General features: G+C 34.7%; 5 protein-coding genes. 3 read left to right on the top strand and 2 right to left on the bottom strand.

Annotation, left to right across the window (positions count from 1 at the left end; all coding sequences use genetic code 11):
• Positions 1 to 1,213: 1,213 nt before the first annotated feature.
• Complete coding sequence (locus V7150_RS25600) at positions 1,214 to 1,342, bottom strand: hypothetical protein (protein ID WP_335523911.1); 129 nt, start codon at positions 1,340 to 1,342, stop codon at positions 1,214 to 1,216.
• A 575-nt stretch (positions 1,343 to 1,917) separates the two neighbouring features.
• On the opposite strand from V7150_RS25600, the gene V7150_RS25605 reads away from it, so the two are divergent.
• Positions 1,918 to 2,238 carry a GIY-YIG nuclease family protein gene (locus V7150_RS25605; protein WP_335523913.1) on the top strand — a complete coding sequence of 107 codons (321 nt, stop codon included), beginning with the start codon at positions 1,918 to 1,920 and terminating at the stop codon, positions 2,236 to 2,238.
• Positions 2,239 to 2,375: 137 nt separating this feature from the next.
• Here the strand turns inward: V7150_RS25605 and V7150_RS25610 are convergent, their stop codons facing one another.
• The gene (locus tag V7150_RS25610) at positions 2,376 to 2,630 is read right to left on the bottom strand and encodes a sigma factor (RefSeq protein WP_335523915.1); all 255 of its coding nucleotides are present in this window, start codon (positions 2,628 to 2,630) and stop codon (positions 2,376 to 2,378) included.
• 354 nt (positions 2,631 to 2,984) lie between these two features.
• On the opposite strand from V7150_RS25610, the gene V7150_RS25615 reads away from it, so the two are divergent.
• Both V7150_RS25615 and V7150_RS25620 read left to right on the top strand, forming a co-directional pair.
• The gene (locus V7150_RS25615; RefSeq protein ID WP_335523918.1) at positions 2,985 to 3,143 is read left to right on the top strand and encodes a hypothetical protein; all 159 of its coding nucleotides are present in this window, start codon (positions 2,985 to 2,987) and stop codon (positions 3,141 to 3,143) included.
• Positions 3,144 to 3,535: 392 nt separating this feature from the next.
• Positions 3,536 to 4,330 carry an SDR family NAD(P)-dependent oxidoreductase gene (locus V7150_RS25620; protein WP_335523920.1) on the top strand — a complete coding sequence of 265 codons (795 nt, stop codon included), beginning with the start codon at positions 3,536 to 3,538 and terminating at the stop codon, positions 4,328 to 4,330.
• The last annotated feature ends 413 nt before the right edge of the window (positions 4,331 to 4,743 follow it).

Consider the following 4,743-nt stretch of genomic DNA (forward strand, 5'->3'; position numbering starts at 1 on the left):
ATATAGAATTAACCTTTTTCTCCTTCAACTACTGCCCTTTAGGTCATTAACAAAAAATCCACCAAAAATGGCAGCTGGGATCTTTAACTCTTGCATCTACTATAAGTGAATTATTTCACATAGTTAGATTATTTTGTTAACCATTATAAAGATTATTCCAAGTCTTCAAACCAAAAATATTAAAATTTTATTTTATTATTGGAAAAAATCGTATTGGGAAATCTCACATCGGAAACAGCAGATATCTTTCACTTATTCCACGACCATTTATTGGATATCTTTTCTAAAATACTCTCAGCTTTCTCAATATTAACAATAATTGGTGTTTCAATGTCTCATGTAATTTTAAACCAACCATCAATTTTCCAGTAAGGATTGTTTGAGTAAACTTTATAGGTGGTAATATAGGTATCAATTTTTTTATAATGTCATGCAATACTTCTAAAGCCTCATAATCATTCTCGCATTCAACAAACAGGCTAAGCTGAAACATAAAATCCTCCAAGTTTAACTAGTGTAAAATCCTCTCAAAACATTATTAAAATATATTTAGCTTTTACATTAGGAAATTCCTTCTTAAACTGCCCTTTTAGATCAATAACAAAAAGGACCGCTTCAGTGATCCCATCTTAAACCCTTGCACCCGTTTAAGAAGATTTCTTCACACACTTCTTGAATCAAGAACTTTATTACATTACAGGCGAGGCTTTATGGCGTAGGGCGGGACGGCTCGTGTGGTTGGCTTTTGCCGGGCAGCCTTGCATGAATTATCCAGCCATTTTCATAATACCTCATTTAAATTCGAAGTGGTGATAAAAAAGTAACCAGGTACAGAACCTTTGGCGATTGCATGCGGCAGGGGGAAGAAAAACAACCCTGTATTGCCGCCAACTTCGCCTAATTATGTTTTTACCTTAACCTTTGGAGATAAAACAAAAGAGAGATACTCATTGTGAATTTTTAATGATGGAGGGTTGATTTTGTATGAAAATGACTCCCATACGGTGTATAAATTACCATACGATTTAATTGAAAAATTAAAGAAAGTTGTAAAATAACGCCTGACACAGATAAAAGCCTCCTTTCACAGAGCTCCGGCAGTGTAAAGCAAACAATTCCAAAAAAATAGCAGAGTATGGAAAATTCCCATACTCTGTTTTTTTTTTCCTCCACGCCAGATTAGACCTGCGGATTTCCTACAGGTCCTATGTGCCTAAAACGGCTCGATAGCTTTCTCGTTTTTACCAGTTTGAGGCTGATTTTCAATTCTTCTTTCTTCGGCTTCCTTAGGAATTTCTTTAAGGTGTTTATTTACTTCTTCTACTTGATTAGTTGTTCTCATTTCATCCATTTTCAAAAACCTCAATTCAATAAAATATTTTGATAAATGTAGTATGCAGCAATAACGAAGATTTTATGTCCGCTGAGTCAGACCTGCATCCTTTACCACAAAGTGTGTTTATATGTCATAGTTATTACAGCAAAAAGACATCGAGGATGATGAATTTATGAAAGACGTGGCTCTTCAAATCTTTTTCATTTCAAATGACAATTCAGTGACGCAGCGCGGATTATTTCCGCGAAGGGGAAAATCAAAGGAAGCCGTGGCTTATGAATTGTTTAGGTGAATTAGAAAGGAAATGCCATTCGGCGCGGAGTTATTGAAATTCATCACGGACGGAGATGACTTCTCTGAAAAAGTAAGGGAAATTAAGACCAGACAAATTTAAAATCCTTATTTAACAACATTTTCTCACTACATCCCTTAATTTGATAGGAAACAAAAATATTTTTTCTATTTCTTTTTTATCTAAAACAATTTCAAGTTTTAATTAGGTTAGTTATTATTGATATGTATAGGAATAATTTGTAAGTATTACTAGAGAACCACAAAACAGCTGAAACGGTGGGAACGGTGTGGCGGAACAATTATTAAAAGCTGGTATCTATGCCATCATTAACAAAACATTGAACATAGTATATGTTGGGGAAACAGAAGAAAATTTCATTGTACGTTGGATTGAGCATATTTTAAGAATTCCTTTGTTTTTTGACAATGAGGATAGAACACTGTTGTACCTACACAAAGATACGAAATTTATTGTCCTTAAAGAACTTGACCCTCAATTACATAACAGAAAAACCTTTTATCACTATGAATTTGAAGCGAGTAAGTTCTACAAAGAAAAAGGTTGGATTGTAATCTCGAACCATACACCGGTTCAGAATTGTGGATGATACTCCAAGAGAAAATATAAAAGTTTCTAATATAGATCGATACCGAAAAAACATTAAGCAAATGATTAAAATTCTTGGTCTTGTTAACACAAAAAATAATAATATTGCTAAATTGTACAATGGTTTATACAAAACAATTATTTACATCTGTTCAAAGTAATTCGGATTAACCATCTTTTATAAGTTGATTCATTACGAAAGGTATCCATTTTTTCATAGCACTTAATAAATACATCTTGTGCAACATCTTCGGCAAATTGTTTTTGTTTCAAATAAATATAAGCAATTCTAATAACATCATTGCCATAATTCTTCATTAACCATTTAAGCTTTTCTTCTTGATTTAAATGATTTAGGGATTCTGATTTAGACTCATTTACCATATAAAACATTTTTCTCCTCCAATCATTGTTTTTTTGTAATTAGACGATTCGTATTTTTTAAAGGTTCTATTTTGAGACTTTTTCATAAAAAATTTTTAAGATACCCAATAGCTCTTAACATAAAAAAAGCTACCAAAAATGGCAGCTGATTACTTTAGCTCAATTTAATATTACCTTTTTGAGACATTGTTTGGAATAATTTCTTATTAAACCTGAACCGTTCGTTGGGGCAGCCGCAGCAACCAGATTGTTCAACCAAAAGCCCCCTTTACTTTAAGTGAAATTTGCTTAAATCCTCGGGATATACCGAGTGTTTTTTTGTAAATAATAAGATTGTTAAACAATAATTTGAGGAGGACTTGTATGCAACAGGATCAACAGGCTAAAGAGAATTTGGGTTCTATTATGAAACCAGAGTTTTCCGGAACTGATGCACAAAAAGTAAAACAAGAAATTCAAAAAGATGTAAGCGAAGGACAAGGATCAATGACTTCCCGAGAGGCAGGAGCAATGCGCGATTAAAAAACCACTTTGAGTGGTTTTTTATTTTTTTGCTTTAAAATAACACACTTTACATCTCTCATTTTGATTTGATGGAGATGCTGCAAATTTAATGATTAAGCACGGTTGATTTGAAAGACCACATCAAGCAATTGACCGTGAATATCTACCTAAAGAAAAAAACAAATAAATATAGCAGAAGGTTAGCTAATTAATTGGGCAACCCTAAATATGGCATACAACTTGCAATTAACTATGTTGAATAATTAAAGAGTATCATCTCCCTTGGATTGTCAACCGTCCTGGTTGCCGTAAAGAGTATTGATTAAGTGACACTATACGAATGTATTCCGGGAAAGTGTTAAATCCCTACTGGGAGCATGAAACTATTTATATAATAAAGGAGAAAATAAATGAAGGCATTGATCAGATTTGACGACAAAGTTTGTTTGATTACGGGTGCAGGAAGTCATTCCGGCATCGGTTTTGCTGCAGCTGAAATCATCGGTAAACTGGGCGGTAAAATAGCTATTACAGCTACAACGGATCGAATCTTTGAACGTGTAAATGAGCTGAATCAAAAAGGTATCCATGCCAGAGGTTATACCGCTGATCTGATGGATCGTGAACAGGTTCAAGGACTTATAGATACTGTTATAGCGGAATTTAGCAGCATTGATATTCTTATCAATAATGCAGGAATGGCACAGATTGGTTCACCCGAAAGTTTTACAGAGTTCGCCAGTCTGGTAGATGAAGAATGGGACCTGGGCATTTCCCGTAATCTGACGACCTGCTTTAACGTGACGCGAAGGGTAGTCCCTCTTATGAAAAAACATGGATACGGAAGAATTGTAAATGTTTCTTCTGTTACCGGTCCATTAGTCAGCTTTCCAGGTGAATCAGCCTATAGTGCCGCAAAAGCTGCGATGGTGGGAATGAGCAAAGCGGTTGCCATTGAAGTAGCCAAGAACAATATCACGATCAATAATGTTGCACCCGGCTGGATTGCCACAGGGTCACAGCTTGAGCATGAAAAAATTGCTGCCCTTCACACACCGATTGGCAGGGCGGGACGACCAGAAGAAGTAGCACATACAATTGCTTTCCTTGCATCTGAGCAGTCATCCTATATTACCGGTCAATTGTTCGTTGTTGATGGCGGCAATATCCTGCAGGATTACAAGGGACCTCAAGCTCCTAAATAATGAAATTAACGGTATTTTAGAACGATTAAATCCATAATAAACAGGCTAACAAAGCAATCAGCTGGTCACAGATGCCTGATAAGGATACTAGCTGATGCGATTTTTCCAATGAATGGTGTATCCAAATCTTAAACATCCTATGGTAGCACATGAAATAAGTATCTCTTTTTGTTTCTACCTATTCAATAATGCATACATTATCTATAAATTCATAATAATAGATATTCCACCTGAAGAAAACTTACCTTTTAATTTTTGATTTAATCTCCTCCAACACTAAATTTATGTTTATTGTCAACTTTTTCTAAATATCCATTTAATTGAATACTCGGATTATCTATTCCTAACAAAGATTTATCGCCTATACCTTCAAACGGCATAAATACATTTAGAGTAATCTTTTCACCTGGTTG

Source organism: Neobacillus drentensis, from assembly GCF_036965245.1.
Taxonomy (GTDB): domain Bacteria; phylum Bacillota; class Bacilli; order Bacillales; family Cytobacillaceae; genus Neobacillus; species Neobacillus drentensis_G.